Annotated in this window: 11 protein-coding genes; 9 read left to right on the plus strand and 2 right to left on the minus strand. The window is 63.8% G+C overall.

The window, feature by feature from the left end:
- The first annotated feature begins 57 nt into the window (after positions 1-57).
- The 6 genes from GYK42_RS15605 to GYK42_RS15630 are packed head-to-tail and all read left to right on the plus strand — an operon-like array spanning position 58 to position 9,262.
- Positions 58-1,542: a hypothetical protein gene (locus GYK42_RS15605; protein ID WP_166448226.1), complete on the plus strand. Its 1,485-nt coding sequence runs from the start codon at positions 58-60 to the stop codon at positions 1,540-1,542.
- The gene (locus GYK42_RS15610) at positions 1,539-3,008 is read left to right on the plus strand and encodes a hypothetical protein (RefSeq protein WP_166448227.1); all 1,470 of its coding nucleotides are present in this window, start codon (positions 1,539-1,541) and stop codon (positions 3,006-3,008) included. The genes GYK42_RS15605 and GYK42_RS15610 overlap by 4 nt, the downstream gene beginning before the upstream one ends.
- A 44-nt stretch (positions 3,009-3,052) precedes the next feature.
- Positions 3,053-3,493: a hypothetical protein gene (locus GYK42_RS15615; RefSeq protein ID WP_166448228.1), complete on the plus strand. Its 441-nt coding sequence runs from the start codon at positions 3,053-3,055 to the stop codon at positions 3,491-3,493.
- 34 nt (positions 3,494-3,527) lie between these two features.
- Positions 3,528-7,226 (plus strand): tubulin-like doman-containing protein, encoded by a 3,699-nt coding sequence (locus tag GYK42_RS15620; protein ID WP_166448229.1) that lies wholly within the window; start codon positions 3,528-3,530, stop codon positions 7,224-7,226.
- A 33-nt stretch (positions 7,227-7,259) separates the two neighbouring features.
- The gene (locus GYK42_RS15625; RefSeq protein ID WP_166448230.1) at positions 7,260-8,498 is read left to right on the plus strand and encodes a hypothetical protein; all 1,239 of its coding nucleotides are present in this window, start codon (positions 7,260-7,262) and stop codon (positions 8,496-8,498) included.
- Between the two features lie 17 nt (positions 8,499-8,515).
- Positions 8,516-9,262 carry a hypothetical protein gene (locus GYK42_RS15630; RefSeq protein ID WP_166448231.1) on the plus strand — a complete coding sequence of 249 codons (747 nt, stop codon included), beginning with the start codon at positions 8,516-8,518 and terminating at the stop codon, positions 9,260-9,262.
- Here the strand turns inward: GYK42_RS15630 and trmL are convergent, their stop codons facing one another.
- Together trmL and GYK42_RS15640 are read right to left on the minus strand one after the other, a co-directional pair.
- Positions 9,263-9,733 (minus strand): tRNA (uridine(34)/cytosine(34)/5-carboxymethylaminomethyluridine(34)-2'-O)-methyltransferase TrmL, encoded by a 471-nt coding sequence (trmL, locus tag GYK42_RS15635; protein ID WP_058050745.1) that lies wholly within the window; start codon positions 9,731-9,733, stop codon positions 9,263-9,265. It abuts the gene before it with no gap.
- 23 nt (positions 9,734-9,756) lie between these two features.
- Positions 9,757-10,506, minus strand: a complete 750-nt coding sequence (locus GYK42_RS15640; protein WP_166448232.1) for a ComF family protein — start codon at positions 10,504-10,506, stop codon at positions 9,757-9,759.
- A gap of 57 nt (positions 10,507-10,563) precedes the next feature.
- Here GYK42_RS15640 and GYK42_RS15645 point away from each other — a divergent pair, with 57 nt between their 5' ends.
- The 3 genes from GYK42_RS15645 (at position 10,564) to ctaD (ending at position 14,773) form a co-directional block, all read left to right on the plus strand.
- The gene (locus GYK42_RS15645; protein ID WP_240943610.1) at positions 10,564-11,487 is read left to right on the plus strand and encodes a methyltransferase domain-containing protein; all 924 of its coding nucleotides are present in this window, start codon (positions 10,564-10,566) and stop codon (positions 11,485-11,487) included.
- Between the two features lie 465 nt (positions 11,488-11,952).
- Positions 11,953-13,161, plus strand: coding sequence for a cytochrome c oxidase subunit II (coxB, locus tag GYK42_RS15650; protein ID WP_166448233.1), 1,209 nt, complete (start codon positions 11,953-11,955; stop codon positions 13,159-13,161).
- Between the two features lie 13 nt (positions 13,162-13,174).
- Positions 13,175-14,773, plus strand: coding sequence for a cytochrome c oxidase subunit I (gene ctaD / locus GYK42_RS15655; RefSeq protein WP_034749009.1), 1,599 nt, complete (start codon positions 13,175-13,177; stop codon positions 14,771-14,773).
- The last annotated feature ends 44 nt before the right edge of the window (positions 14,774-14,817 follow it).

The following is a 14,817-nucleotide window of genomic DNA, read 5'->3' on the forward strand; positions in this document are numbered from 1 at the left end:
TTCGACAGCCCCAGCACGTTACACCGTCTGATATGCATTGCTTGTCATAGAAAATAAATGGATCATAAAACTTCTGGGGATTGGCCACTGCCCTCCGGCGCCTGGTACGTCGATGACGAGGGCGCATGGAGCATGCAGCGCAGCGCGGACGGCCAGAACGTCTCGCCCTTGGTGAGCCACGCCGATATTGGCAAGCTGATGCTGGCGCGGCGCCTGCCCGCGGCCGCCGACGCGCCCGTGCGGCAGTTTCCGCCCGAATTTGCGTTCGACCCCGCCTCGGGCGCGGCCTTGCAAGTGCCGCCCGATACTTCTATTACCCCGCCGTGGGTGCCGCCCTACGGCGCACACCCCGTCAGCGACGTGCCGCCGGCCGGCCCGTCCGGCTTGCGCCAGGCCAGCGTACCCTTGAAACTGGCCGATCAGCGCGCCCGCGAAGAGCATGCGCAAGCCGATGCCTCGCTGCCCATGCCGCCGCCCGGCGAATACGAATTCTTTTCCGCCCAGTTCGGCACCAGCGCGCCCGCGCTGCTGGCGCTCGACCCGCGCAAGGCCGTCTTGCACGCCTGGCTGCCCGCCTCGAAACGGTGGCTGGCGCTGGACCCCGACTATGGCAGCCTGCTGGCCGAATCGGACCTGGCCCACGGTGCCTGGCGCGCCGAGCTGGTGCCGGAGTTCAATAGCGTGCTGGTCTTGCCGACCAGCCATGGCCTGGCCTGTATCCGTCCCGACGTGCCATCGCTGACCTACGTGGTCGAGCACGTGGGCGGCGCGCCGTGCGTGGCCAGCCCCGTCTGGTTCCAGAACCGGCTGTGGGCGCCGCTGCGCGACGAGGATGGCCGCATCCGCTTCGTCAACCTTGACGCCGCGCAAAAGCCGGGCAGCGACGTGCTGCTCGACGGCGTGGTTGAGCTGGGCACCGTCAGCGCGCCCGTTGCCTACAACCGCATGGCCGTGTGGCCCTGCGCCAACGGCCAGCTGCGCTTGCAGCTGCAGCCGGACGGCAACGTGGCCGCGTCGTTTACGCCCTGGTCCGAAGGGCTGGTGCCGCATTTCGAATTCGGCAGCCCCTACGTGTCGCGCGACGGCGGCCTGTGGCAGTTGTGCTTCGAGCGTAGCCGCGGCACCTATGTCTATGTGAAACTGGGCGCGCAGTCCGAACGGGCCGACGCGCTGGCGCCGCGCCTGTGTTCGGGCAGCTTCAATTACCGCTTTGCCACCAAGCTGAAAACGGCGCCGTGGGAAGAGCCGGAACACGGCGACGACGGCGGCAAGAACCAGGCCGTCATGCCGCTGCTGGAGTCAAGCGTGGGCAACAGTGTCTTCGGCGTGAAGTTCGCCACCCGCGCCGGCCTGTCGAGCGTGCTGCGTTCGAACGAGCGCCTGGCGGCCCAGCTGGTGCAAGACGACGAGTTGCGCGAAACCGTGTTTCACACGTTCGCCGTCAGCGAGCCGTGGCGTGTGCGCCTGTTTGTCCATGAAGGCGTGCTGTGGGCGTATCACCCGCTGCTGTCGCGCATCGATGGCTGGGCCTTGCAGGCATGAAAGCGCGCGTCCTGATCGCGGCCTGCGCCGTTTTTTTCGCCACCGCCAGCGTGCAGGCGGCCGGCATCCAGCAAGCGTTTCTCGTGCAAAACTCGGGCTGGATGGAGCCGTTTTACACGGATGAACAGTCGCAACTGAAAGCCCTCGTGGGCGCCGTGGCGCAGGCTGCCACCAGCCCGTCCGATAAAGTCTACACCCTGGCTTTCAGCCAGAGCAGCGGCAGCAATGTGTCGCCCGCACTGATCGGGCAAGGGCAGGGCGGCGCCGGCGTGGCGGGCCAATTGGCGAACTTGGGTCTGGCGCGCAAGAGCGCCGGCGGCGCGCTGGCCGATACGGATTTCCAGGAAGCCGTCACGAAGACCATCACGGGCCCGTTCCAGTCCGCTTCCGGCATCGTATGGATTTTTACGAATAACAAGAACAGCCCGAACAACGACAGCCAGACGGCCGAGCGCAACCGCGACTTTTACCGCTTGCTGCATCTGGAACCGTCGATCACCAAGACGGTGGTGTTTCCGCTGCGTATGCCCGTGCAGGGCAAGCTCTACAGCGCCAAGGGATTGATGGTGTATGCGCTTGCGTATGGACAGCCCGCGTCCGAGGCGTTGACCCGCATCCTGGCCGAAGGGCGGCTGTCGCAAGTGCTGACGCGCCCGCCCGCGCGCTTGAAACCGGTGGACCAGGATGCCGTGCGCATCGTGCCCCAGTCCGTCAAGAACAGTGCCAATGTGCACGCCAGCCTGGGCCGTGATGGGCGCACCATCGTGCTCGACGTCGATGCGGCGAACCTGGTGCCGCAAGTGGTGCTGCAGGCGTCCCTGCAAAACATGTTTTTCCCGTACGTGATCGACACGGCCAGGGTGCACGCCAGCCTGGCCGGCCAGAACGCGCCCCTGCACGTTGCGCCGGATCAAATCCGCCAGCTGCAGCCGGGCGCCAGCCAGTCCGTGCAAGTGCAGTTCGCGTTGCCGATGGCGCAGATTCCGTCGCCGTGGTCGGCGCAGGCGATTGCCGCCATGGGCAAGCAGGTGATGTTGCCCATGCAGGCGCAAGTGGGCCTGTCGGAACAGCGGCTGGCGCTGGCGTCCAGCTTCGGCAATGATTTGCAGGAACTGTTCCCCGGCGACCCGATCTCAAGCATGTTTACGCCGCCCGACAGCGTGCGCGCGTCGCAGGCGACGATACCGTTGCTGGTGCGCATACAGTATCCGCTGCTGCCTGTGCTGGTGATACTTGGCGGCGTGCTGGCGCTCGTGCTGGGTTTGCTGGCGCTGGGCTTGGTCGGCACGCGCGCCACGCGCTACAAGGTGATGGCCGACGGCGTGCAGCGGCAAGTGCTGTTGAAACCATTCAAGAGCGTGCAGATCCGCGACGATGACGGCCGCGACATTGGCGAACTCAAGCGGGGCCTGGGCAAGCCGGCCGTCGTGCGCGTGGCCGAGGGCCATACCCTGAGCCTGGCCTGAACACAGATTCCTTTTTAATTAGTCAAATCCACCAGAGGCATACCATGGCGCAAGACACTCAAAAAGACAACGCAGGTTTTACCTTGCCAGCCCCGGCGTCCGCGCCGCCCGCCGCCGATACACCGGCTGCCGGCGCTGCGGCCACCACGGCCACGACCGAACCTGCGCCCGCGCTCGATCCCGCCAGCACGACCGACACCTCGTCGCGCGACACCCTGATCGGCGGCGTCGTGCTGTTGCTGCTGTTCATCGCCTTTTTCTTTGCCAAGAATGCCTATGCGAATGGCCTGGTCGCCAAGCGCGTGCCGCCGAACAAGGCCAATGCCTCGGGCTGGTGGCTGTTCATCTTCCTGGCCAGCCTGGCGACTGGCGTCGTGCTGGCCGCCGTGAACGCGCATAAATTCCTCGCGCCACTGTTCATGGGGCCGCTGGTGCTGGTGGGCCTGGTTGCCCTGTTGCTGACATTTACTTCCAGCCGCCGCTAAGCACGCCGTAACACGTTTTATCCAAGGAATCACCATGGCAGAGAACCTGAACCAAACCATCACCGGCGGCGCCAGCGAGCGCAAGCAGGACAAGATCATCGAACTGCGCCCGACCCTGTTCATCGGTATCGGAGGCACGGGCATGCAGGTGCTGATGCGCGTGCGCCGGCGCGTCCTCAACACCCTGTGGGGCGGCGCGGGCAACCGCACGCGCATCGAGGGGCTGGCCGACTTTCCCATCGCGCAATTCATCCATTTCGACCTCGACAATGGCGCCGTGATCGAAAGCGGCGAGTCGCAGGCGAAGGACTTGCAGTTCGACCAGGTGAAGTTCACGGACGATGACAAGGTGGTTGAATCGTTCGACATGGACAAGTACAGCCGCGATGAAGACTCGCTGGAAAAATATCCGCACATCAAGGAATGGCTGCCCCTGACGCCGCAGCGCATCCGCGAATTGCGTTTCGACATGAGCAGCGGCGCCGGCCAGATCCGCGCCGTGTCGCGCCTGTATTTTTTCGATAAATACGCGAAGATCCGCGACAAGATCCGCTTGAAGCTGAAAGCCTTGAAGGCGGGCCTGTCGCACGAGCGCCAGCTGGCTGAACTGGGCTTGCGCATGGAAACGAACCGTTTCCGCATCGTCATCGTCGGTTCCGTGGCCGGTGGCACGGGTTCCGGTTCCTTCCTCGACATGGGCTTGCTGGCGCGCTGGCTGGCGCGCAGCGAAGTGGGCGCGGCCGACGTCGAGCTGATGCTGTTCTTGCCGACCGGCTACACCAAGGCCAACAAGGACCGGGTCGAGGCCAACGGCTATGCGGCGCTGATGGAGCTGGAATCGGCGATGATGGGCAACAAGGGCTACGTGGGCCGCTGGGATGCGTATGACCGCCCGGAACTGACGCGCGAGCCGTACAGCGAGGTCTACCTGATCGACTCGGGCAATCTGGCCCAGCAGCACACCAAGGATGTCAGCGATGTCTACCACATGGTGGCCGATTCGCTGTTCGAGGATTTCGCCTCGGCCGACTTCGCGCGCGCCAAGCGCTCGATCGCCGTCAACCAGGCGCAGCACAAGAACTCGCTGTATAACGCGCCCGTGCCGCAAGACCGTTTCGGCGACATGCGCCTGTATTTCTCGAAGCGCTTTTCCTCGTTCGGCATGGCCGTGCTCGACACGCGCCAGGAAGCGGCGCGCGACGAGCGGGCCCACCGCTGGGCCGGCGCCATGCTGCAAGCGTTCTTTGGCGTGGGCGGTACGGATGCGGGCGCCAACCGGGCCACGGATACGCAGCGCGACAATTTCCTCGCCGCCAATATGTTCCTGAAGGGCACGCCGTTCAGCGATTTCCCCGAGTTTTCCGACAAGAGCATCGAACTGAAGCGCTCCAGCGGCGACTTCATCGATTTCCGCGTCGTCGATGAATTGCTGGAAGACCGCCATGGCCATTTGCTGGCCGGCGTGGAAAACAGGGTCAATACGCGCATCAACGATATCCGCACGGGCTTTGACCGCAGCGAATGGCCGGCGCAGGTGCGCGACGCCATGAAGCACCTGGAACGCGACGCCGTGCGCGACCAGGATTCCACGGCCGACACGACGGAAGACCGCATCAGCAAGCGCCGCCGCGAAGTGCTGGAAGACGTCAAGAAAGTCGTGCGCGACCAGCTGTATGGCTACCTGGACAACAAGGAATTCGGCGGCCTGGAATACGTGCTGTCCTTGGTGGAGCAGATCAAGGACCGCATCGAGGCGCCTGGCAGCGGCTTGACGGCGCAGATCGGCAACAATGCCGAGCGCTACCGCGAAATTAAGGAAGCCGTGCGTTCGCGCGAATACGAGCGCCTGTTGAACAACCTGGAACAGACGCGCAGCACCTTCGGTTTCCTCAGCAACGGAGAAAAACAGGCGGGCGTGGTGATGGACCATTTGCGTACGGAAATGGCGAATGCCTTGAAATTCCATCTGCGCGCCAAGGCGGCGGACGAGTCCGTCCTCCTGCTGGGCGAACTGTCGCGCTGGCTGGGCAACCGGATCGGCGTCGATGCCCAAGGCCGCGCGCAGTGGAATGGCCTGGTGGGCGAGCTGCAAACGGGCCGCGAAGGCGTGCTGGCCATGCTGGCGGAACTCAAAACGGCCAATACGATTTTGCAGAAGGACCTGGACAAGGAACACGCGACCCTGATCGTCATTCCCGTCACGGAAAAAGACATTGCGTTGCCATCGGCGGCCACCTTGCGCCAGTGGGCCGATGAAGCGTTCAAGGACATGGGCGGCTCGAAAGCGCTGTTTCCCATGCTGGGCGAACCGGCGCAACGGGGCTTGATTCTGGCCAAAGTCACGCGCATGGCCGAGAACATGATCGCCACGACCAGCCTGGTGGAAGGCGCGACGAGCACGCCCGACCCGTTGTTCGAGGCGCTGGAACAGATGGACGTGTCCGAACGCCTGGACCGTTTCCGCAAGCTGCTGGCCTGCTCCATGCCGTGGATCGACGCCAACATGGCGGGCGACTTCACGGTCGTGTCGGACCAGTTCAAGTGCGTGATCGGCGTGGCCAACGCGGCCGCCTTCAAGGCGAAGTTCGGCGCCGAGCTCGAGTCGTGCGTGCCGACCCAGGTGGGCATCACGGTGAGCCAGCTGGAAATCGTCGAAACGGGCATCCGCGGCCGCGCCGTCTGCTATTGCGAGCTGGCCGGCGTGCCGATGACGGTGCTGCGGGGCCTGGAAGGCTGGCGCACCAGTTACCGCAAGGAAGGCGACAACGACAAGGCGCCGACCCACACGCATATCGATCCGACGCAATTCACGCACCCGATCGCACCGAACACGGACGAGATGAAGCGCCTGGCGGAAGACTTCGGCGAATTCCTGCAAGCGATCATGCTGGGCGTGCTGACGCGGCACACGGGCCGGGTCGTGCCGCCGGGCCAGTACCAGTTTGCCGTCGAACCGGGCGACTTGCGCCGCATCGGCAACGAGCGGGCCATCCGCCAGAACGGCATGCCTGCCTCGTACGAGAAAAATATCGCCCTGCGCATCGAAGAAAAATTGACGGCGCTTGACGCCGTGCAGACGGCCGCCATGGCGGCGCTGGCAAAATACTATGAACGCACCGTGTATGCGCCCAAGCTGGTGGCGCAGGCCGATGGTTCGCAACTGCCGTACGTCGGTTTTGGCAGCGCGATTTCCGCCGAAGTGGGCGCGCGCCTGCGCGAATCGGCGCGCCGCAAGGGCATGGCCAGCGATGAGCTCGACCGCACGGTGCAAGCCTTGCTGGGCCGCCTGAAGGAGTGGGCGAACGTCATCGGCGACTCCGACAGCGATGCCTACGACTGGGAAGTGCGCGAGCCGGAAGCGGACGGCCAGCCGCGCCTGAAATACGCGATCAAGGCAGAAATGCTGGAAGCGGGGCGCCTCGAGCAATTGCTGCGCCCGGCCGGCGCGGCATCTGCCCCGGCGGCAGCCGTGTTCGGCATGGCGCCGCCACCGCTGGGCGGCATGCCGCCGCCGCTGGTGGAATACCAGTATTTCCTGGGCATCAATGGCCAGCAGCAGGGACCGTTTACGGCCCAGCAGATCGTGCAGTACGTGCAGGCCGGCCAGGTGCTACCCGCCAGCACCAAGGTGTGGCGCGCCGGCTTGCCTGCCTGGGCCGACCTGGCCCAGTTCCCCGAACTGGCGCCCTTGTTTCTCAGCGCGCCGCCACCGTTGATGCCGCCGCCTCTGTGAACGCTGGAATGACGTTGGAATGAAGGATTAGTTTTGGATATTTGCAACAAATGCAAGACGGGTCTGTGGACCGTTGTCAGCCATTGCCCGTACTGCGGTCACGTGGTGGCTGGTGCTGCCCAGCCGGCACCGGCCGTGCCGCCGCCGTTGCCTGCGCCAGCGCCGGTGCCTGTATCACCGCCAGTAGCGCCCAAGCCGCCGCCCGTGCCGGTGGCGCCGGCGCCTGCACCTGCACCGAAAGCGCCGCCGAAGCCGGCACCGGTACCGGTACCGCCGCCAGCGCCGCCTAAGCCGGTCCAGCCGAAAGCCGCGCTCAAGCCCGCGCCGACAACTCCACCGGCATCAAGCGAACCGCCATCACCGCCGCGCAAGTGGCTGCGCTGGCTGGGCGGCATCGCCGTGCTGGCCTTGGTGATCGTCTACATGAATGGCAAGCCGGGCGGCAAGAATGAATCGGCCTGCAATGACGCCATCGATAGCGGCTTGAAGCTGGTAGCGAACGGCAGCCTGGACGGTGCCCGACAGAAGCTGGCGACGGCGAAGAATGTGTGTACGGGCAAGTCCAGCGCCAAGGCCGACGATTTGCAGGCGGCGATCGGCAAGGCCGGTGCCGCATCCAGCGGCTGCCAGCGCAGTGTGCGCGCCATCGAGCGGGCTATCGATGGCCATCAATTGCAAAGCGCCGCCAAGGGCATCGCCGCGCTCGACATCGATTGCGCGGGCGCTGCCAGCGTGGATTCCTTGCGCAAGCAACTGGCGCGCCAGCAGGCGGCAGCCGCGTCCGTGCTGGTGGGCGTGCGCCAGGCGCTCGATGGCAAGGATGCGACGGCGGCACAAAATGGCATCGCCAGGCTGGAAGCGATCGACCGCGAAGCGGTGGAATTGCCGCAGTTGAAGGCCGACGTGCAGGCGCTGTCGGCAGCCACGGCGCCCGCGCCCGTTTTAACACCGGCACCAGCCCAGGCGCCCGTGTCGACGCCGGCACAGCAGGAACCGGCGCCCGCGCGCGCGGTCGAACGTTCAGCGGTGACCGAACGCCGTCCACAGGAAACGTCGCCTGTCGATAGCGGCGCGGCCATGCGCAACGAGATGGCGCAATCGTTCCTGCGCGATGCCGAGCGCTCTTTGCTGGAAGGCAAGTTCGATGCGGCCAAGACGTATCTGGAAAGCGCGCGCCGCGTCGATCCGGGCAATGCGCGCATCGACAATCTGTCGCGCCGCATCCGCGAGCGCGAACGGCAAGTGCTGCAGACGGAAACAACGATCAACTAGCTATCTGGGGAGTCACCATGCTGAACCACACCACCATGCGCGCGGCCGCTGCGCTGACCATCGCGGCCATGCTGGCCGGTTGCGCCACGGCGCCGATGAACCCGAATGGCGTGCGCCAGGACGGTTCCTATCCGCAAGATGGCGCCCAGGCGGCCACGGATGAAGACCCGTGCAGCGTGGGCACGTCGGCCGCTGCCGGTGCGGCCGTGGGAGCATTGCTGGGTGCGTTGGCGGGCGGCAAGAATGGCGCGCTGAAGGGGGCGGCCATCGGCGGCGGCCTGGCGGCGGCCGGTTGCCTGGCCATCAATGTCAATTCGCGCCAGACCAAGACGGCGGCGCAGGCGGACCGCGACTACATCCGCACGCGGGGCGCGCTGCCGCGCGAGCCGCAAGTGGTGTCGTACACGCCGCAGCTGAGCGCGTCGACCGTCAAGCGCGGCCAGCCGTTCAAGGTCACAACCGTGGTGGAGCTGGTCAATGGCAGCGCGCAGAGCGTCAACGACGTGCGCGAAGAGCTGGTGGTGCTCGACCCGCAAGGCCAGCCATTCAAGTCCGGCTCGAAAGCCCTGGCCAGCAACAACAAGTCGGGCGGGCGCTTTGAAAACTCGTTCGAGCTGACCTTGCCTGCCGGCGTGTCGCAAGGCGTGTATGGCGTCAAGACGAATCTGTACGTGAACGGCAAGCTGGCCGCCACGCGCGACCTGCGCACGCAGCTGGTGATGCTGGACGACAATAGCGGCGCGGTGCAGCTGGCGCTGCGTTAGTTAAGCGCCACCCTGATATCCGTGCTGGCGCCAGGCCTCGTAGACGACGACGGCGACCGTATTCGACAGATTCAAACTGCGGTTGTCCGGGCGCATCGGCAGGCGGATGCGTTGCTCTGCTGGAAAACCGTCGCGCAAGGCCGGGTCCAGGCCTTTCGTTTCCGAACCGAATACGAATACGTCGCCCGGCAGGAAGGCCACGTCGCCGAACGGGCGCGAGCCGCGCGTCGTCATGGCGAACATGCGGGCCGGGTCGGGCTGGGTGTCGGCCAGGAATGCGTCCCAGTTCTTGTGCACCTTCATGTTGGCGTAATCGTGGTAATCGAGGCCGGCGCGCTTCATCTTGGCATCGTCGAGCGGAAAGCCCAGCGGTTCGACCAGGTGCAGCTGCGCGCCCGTGTTCGCGCACAGGCGGATGACGTTGCCCGTATTGGGCGGGATTTCAGGTTCTACCAAAACAACGTGAAACAAAATGCTCTCCTTTATAAGTGATGCTAGCGTGGCGGCGTGCGCGCCGCCACTAATATGCTGACCCTGGCCGCGCCCGCGCTCTTGCAGGCGGCGGCCAGGGCGTTGACCGTATGGCCGCTGCTCATCACGTCGTCGACGATGCCGATATGGCGCCCTTGCAATAACGGCGTGTGTTCGGGCGCGATGGCGAACGCGTGCGCCAGGTTGGCTTGCCGTTCCTGTGGCGCCACGCCGCTTTGCGCCCGGGTTTCGCGCACCCGCAGCGCCAGGCGGGGCTGTAAAGCTACGTCCATCAGGCGCGCCAGCGGGCGGGCAATTTCCAGCGCCTGGTTAAAGCCCCGCTCGGCCAGCCGGGCCGGGCCCAAGGGCACGGGGCACAGCAACTGCGGCGCCTGCCAATCCGCTTGTTGCTGAATGGCAACGTGCAACAGTTCTGCCAACAAGGGCGCCAGCGCCAGGCGCGCGCCGAATTTCAGCTGCAGCAGCAACTGGTCGACAGGCGCCGCATAGTCAAACGCCGTGATCGTGGCGTCATACGCGGGCCGCTGGCGCAAACAGCGTCCGCACAGTGTTGCCACATCGTCGAGCGGATTGGCGCACTGGCGGCAGCGGTGGCGCAGTTGTCCCAGATACTGCGCGCGGCAGGGCGAACACAGCACTTGCGGGCAGCCCATGCCGCACAGCGCGCACTGGGCTGGCAGCACCGTGGCGCCCAGCCACAGCCGCAGCGCCTGCCACGCGGCATCAAGACGGTGCCGGGTGGTGGTCCGCATCGCGAAGGCGTCGTTCCATGTACACTGCCGACATTATCTCACCTCACCCGATTCAACATGCCAGTTCCCACCAGTCCGCCCAAAATGAGTGCGCCCATCGATGCGGTGCAAGTACGCGATTTCTTTTCCCGTCCGGCGCGCGTCGCGCCATCGGACTTCCTGCGCCGCGAAGTGTCGGCACGCATGCACGAGCGCCTGGAGCTGGTGAAAATCACGCCGCACCGTGTGCTTGACGCCGGCTGCGGTCCGGGCGCGGACCTGGCGCAGTTGCAAAAGGATTATCCCGCCGCGCAGATTATCGGTCTCGATGCAGCGCAAGCGATGATGCAGGCGGCGCGCGCGCCCGCGTCGAAACTGGCCAGCCTGAATCATTTCCTCAGCAAACTCCTGCCGGCCAAGGCTGGCGTGGATTTATTGTGCGGCGACCTCGGCGACTTGCCGCTGGCGCAGGGTAGCATCGACCTCGTGTGGTCCAACCTGGCGCTGCACTGGCATGCCCAGCCCGACCGCGTGTTTGCCGAATGGCGACGCGCGCTGCGCCTCGATGGCTTGCTGATGTTTTCCTGTTTCGGTCCCGACACCTTCCGCGAAGTGCGCGACGCCTTTTCCGAGGCGGACTTGTATCCGCATGCCTTGCCCTTTGTCGACATGCACGACTTTGGCGACATGCTGGTAGAAACGGGCTTTTCCACGCCTGTGCTGGACATGGAGATCATCACGGTGACCTACGATACGGCGGAAAAACTGCTGGCGGACGTGCGCGCCTTTGGCGGCAACCCGCTGACCACGCGCCGGCGCGGCCTGATGGGCAAGGCGGCTTGGCAGCGCATGCTGGCCGCGCTGGAAAAAACGCGCCGCCCCGACGGCAAGCTGAGCCTGAGTTTCGAGGTGATCTATGGCCACGCCTTCCGTCCCGCGCCGCGCGTGACGCGCAACGGAGAAGCCATCATCCGTTTCGACCTGCCGCGCAAACCCAAATAAAAGGGCAAAGAAACCGACACTTGGTCGCCATCCGCGCATGGATGTTGCAACAAGCGTTGCAAAGCGCGCGGCGGCCGGGAGAAGGGCGCGCACAAAGCCGATTATTGCTTGATGGATTCAAGTTTACTTGATTATAATCGTTGATTGTTTGTCAGCTTGCTAAGCCTAAAAAACAAGGGCTGCATACAAAATAAAAAAAACAAAGCAAGACGAATTCGAAGTTACTGCATTAGTATAGTAACCATCTTCCACACGAGGCCATTTCGATGTGGGGAAGAAAAACAGGGTTCCAGCATGGTTGCACGCCGCCGTTTTTGCTGCGGCAGCCAGCATGGAATTCGCTGGTGCTTGACGCACATGGCCGTATTCTGGCCGTGTTGCTTTCATGGAGGAGCGGCAGCGGTCCAGTACGGAGAAGTCCGCAGCCGTTTAAAATATCATTATTTTTGGGTGGTTGGGGAAAACATGACACATGCAAAGCGACTTCAATCGTTGCTGCTCGGGCTGTCTTTGACAGCGTTTGGCATCGGGCGATGGGCCACGGCGGCACCGGCTGCCAGTACCTATCCCGGCACCGGCGGTCCCGTGCCGTTCGAAATGAATCTGCAACCGCCGGCGACACAGATCGCCCATGAAATCTACGATTTGCACACCCTGATGATGATCATCTGCCTGGTGATCTTCGTGGCTGTGTTCGGCGTCATGTTTTATTCCATCTTCAAGCACCGCAAGTCCCTCGGCCACAAACCGGCCACTTTCCACGAAAGCACCACCGTCGAGATCGCCTGGACCGTCGTGCCTTTCCTGATCGTCATCGGCATGGCCCTGCCTGCCACGCGCACCGTCGTCGGCATGAAGGATACCTCGAACGCCGACATCACCATCAAGGCCACAGGCATGCAGTGGAAATGGGGCTATGACTACCTGAAAGGCGAGGGCGAAGGCATTTCCTTCCTCTCCAACCTGGCCACGCCGCGCTCGCAAGTGGGTGCGCCAGGCGCGCCGCCGACGGAAAAACGGGGCGAAAACTACCTGATCGAAGTCGATAACGAAGTTGTCGTGCCGGTCAACAAGAAGATCCGCGTGGTGCTGACGGCCAACGACGTCATCCACGCCTGGTCCGTGCCCGCCTTTGGCGTCAAGCAGGATGCGATTCCCGGATTCGTGCGCGACACCTGGTTCAAGGCTGACCATATCGGCACCTTCCGCGGCAATTGCGCCGAGCTGTGCGGCAAGGAACACGCGTTCATGCCCATCGTCGTCAAGGTCGTGTCAAGCGATGACTACAAGGCCTGGGTTGATGTAAAACAAAAGGAAATGGCGGCATTGGCTGATGATCCAAGCAAGGTGTGGACCATCGACGAATTGAAGGTCAAGGGCGAGAAAGTGTATGCCGCCAACTGCGTGGTCTGCCACCAGGCGACAGGCAAGGGCGTGCCAGGTGCGTTTGCGCCGCTGGACGGCTCGGCCGTGGTGAATGGTCCGAAAGCGGATCAGATCCACGTCTTGCTGAACGGGCAAAAGAGCGGCAAGTATCCCGCTGAAATGCCAGCCTGGAAACAGCTGTCCGACACGGAAATTGCCGCAGTGATCACTTACACGCGCAATTCCTGGTCGAACAAGGCCGCAGAGAACATCGTTCAACCAGCCGAAATCGTGGCTGCACGCAAGTAATTAGGAGCCGCATATGAGTACTAGCACGAGCACCTTGGACCACGCCGGTCACGATCACGACCATGCCCACGATCATCCCACCGGCTACCGCCGCTGGCTGTTTGCCACCAACCACAAGGATATCGGTACCCTGTACCTGTGGTTCTCGTTCATCATGCTGCTGTCGGGCGGCGTGCTGGCCCTGATGATCCGTACGGAACTGTTTCACCCAGGCCTGCAATTTTTCCACCCTGAATTTTTCAACCAGCTGACCACCATGCACGGCCTGGTGATGGTGTTTGGCGCCATCATGCCGGCCTTCGTCGGCTACGCCAACTGGATGATCCCGCTGCAAGTGGGCGCGTCCGACATGGCGTTTGCCCGCATGAACAACTTCTCGTTCTGGCTGCTGCCGCCGGCCGCGCTGCTGCTGGCCACGTCCTTCCTCGTGCCGGGCGGCGCCACGGCTGCCGGCTGGACCCTGTATGCGCCGCTGTCGACGCAGATGGGCCCTGGCATGGACATGGCCATTTTCGCCATGCACCTGATGGGCGCCTCGTCCATCATGGGCTCGATCAACATCATCGTCACCATCCTGAACATGCGCGCACCGGGCATGACCCTGATGAAAATGCCGATGTTCTGCTGGACCTGGCTCATTACCGCCTACCTGCTGATCGCCGTCATGCCCGTGCTGGCCGGCGCCATCACCATGACCCTGACGGACCGCCATTTCGGCACCTCCTTCTTTAATGCGGCAGGCGGCGGCGACCCCGTCATGTACCAGCACATCTTCTGGTTCTTCGGCCACCCCGAGGTGTACATCATGATTCTGCCGGCCTTCGGCATCGTCTCGCAGATCCTGCCCGCGTTTGCCCGCAAGCCTTTGTTCGGCTACGCCTCGATGGTGTACGCCACGGCCTCGATCGCGATCCTGTCCTTCATCGTCTGGGCGCACCACATGTTTACCACCGGCATGCCGGTGACGAGCCAGCTGTTCTTCATGTACGCGACCATGCTGATCGCCGTGCCGACAGGCGTGAAAGTGTTCAATTGGATCGCCACGATGTGGAAGGGTTCCATGACGTTCGAGACGCCGATGCTGTTCTCGGTCGGCTTCATCTTCGTATTCACCATGGGCGGCTTCACGGGCCTGATCCTGGCCGTCACGCCGATCGACATCCAGCTGCAGGATACCTATTACGTGGTAGCGCACTTCCACTACGTGCTGGTGGCCGGTTCGCTGTTCGCCCTGTTCGCCGGCTTCTACTACTGGTCGCCGAAATGGACGGGCCATATGTACAACGAGACGCGCGGCAAGATCCACTTCTGGCTGTCCCTGATCACGTTCAACGTGACCTTCTTCCCGATGCACTTCCTGGGCCTGGCCGGCATGCCGCGCCGCTACGCCGACTATCCGGCGCAGTTCACGGACTTCAACATGATCGCCTCGATCGGCGGCTTCGGTTTCGGCCTGATGCAGGTGTACTTCCTGTTCTTCGTGGTCTTGCCGACCATCCGCGGCGGCAAGGCTGCGCCGGCGAAACCATGGGAAGGCGCGGAAGGCCTGGAATGGACCGTGCCGAGCCCGGCGCCTTTCCACACGTTTGAAACGCCGCCGACAGTGAAATGAGGTATCCCGGGCCGGCGTGTTGCGCGGCCCGTCTTGAATAAAGT

Source organism: Janthinobacterium lividum (assembly GCF_011601275.1).
Lineage (GTDB): Bacteria > Pseudomonadota > Gammaproteobacteria > Burkholderiales > Burkholderiaceae_D > Janthinobacterium > Janthinobacterium lividum_E.

Coding starts and splice junctions, on each gene's coding strand:
- GYK42_RS15630 (WP_166448231.1), top strand. CDS start 8,516: ATGCTGAACCACACCACCATGCGCGCGGCCGCTGCGCTGACCATCGCG.
- GYK42_RS15605 (WP_166448226.1), top strand. CDS start 58: ATGGATCATAAAACTTCTGGGGATTGGCCACTGCCCTCCGGCGCCTGG.
- GYK42_RS15640 (WP_166448232.1), bottom strand. CDS start 10,506: ATGCGGACCACCACCCGGCACCGTCTTGATGCCGCGTGGCAGGCGCTG.
- GYK42_RS15645 (WP_240943610.1), top strand. CDS start 10,564: ATGCCAGTTCCCACCAGTCCGCCCAAAATGAGTGCGCCCATCGATGCG.
- GYK42_RS15615 (WP_166448228.1), top strand. CDS start 3,053: ATGGCGCAAGACACTCAAAAAGACAACGCAGGTTTTACCTTGCCAGCC.
- ctaD (WP_034749009.1), top strand. CDS start 13,175: ATGAGTACTAGCACGAGCACCTTGGACCACGCCGGTCACGATCACGAC.
- GYK42_RS15620 (WP_166448229.1), top strand. CDS start 3,528: ATGGCAGAGAACCTGAACCAAACCATCACCGGCGGCGCCAGCGAGCGC.
- coxB (WP_166448233.1), top strand. CDS start 11,953: ATGACACATGCAAAGCGACTTCAATCGTTGCTGCTCGGGCTGTCTTTG.
- GYK42_RS15610 (WP_166448227.1), top strand. CDS start 1,539: ATGAAAGCGCGCGTCCTGATCGCGGCCTGCGCCGTTTTTTTCGCCACC.